Source organism: Bradyrhizobium sp. NBAIM08 (genome assembly GCF_020193935.1).
Taxonomy (GTDB): Bacteria; Pseudomonadota; Alphaproteobacteria; order Rhizobiales; family Xanthobacteraceae; genus Bradyrhizobium; species Bradyrhizobium yuanmingense.
In genome coordinates, this window is record NZ_JADYVR010001170.1 from 1 (window position 1) to 392 (window position 392).

The 392-nt window shown below is 66.3% G+C and carries 1 protein-coding gene; it reads left to right on the forward strand.

The features are described from left to right. Positions 1-313: 50S ribosomal protein L7/L12 (rplL, locus tag I6F37_RS43990; RefSeq protein ID WP_225154985.1), on the forward strand; the 313-nt coding region annotated here is incomplete at its 5' end. Positions 314-392: the final 79 nt, after the last annotated feature.

Here is a 392-nt window from a genome sequence, read left to right on the forward strand (position 1 = left end):
AGAGAGGTTCGAGGAGACCTTCGGCGTGACCGCCGCCGCCCCGGTCGCGGTGGCCGCGGTCGGCGGTGGCGGCGCGGCCGCTCCGGCCGAGGCCGTCGAGGAGCAGGACGAGTTCGACGTCATTCTCGAGTCGGCCGGGGAGAAGAAGGTCCAGGTCATCAAGGCCGTCCGCGCCATCACCGGCCTGGGCCTGAAGGAAGCGAAGGACCTGGCCGAAGCCGGTGGCGTCCTGAAGGAAGGCGCTTCGAAGGAAGACGCCGAGAAGATGAAGAAGGACCTGGAAGCTGCTGGCGCGACTGTCGAAGTCAAGTAAGCAGTTACCTTGCATCGTCACCGATTCACGGCGATGCAGCCAAGGCTGGGGGCGTAAGCCCCCGGCCTTTGGTCGTTGT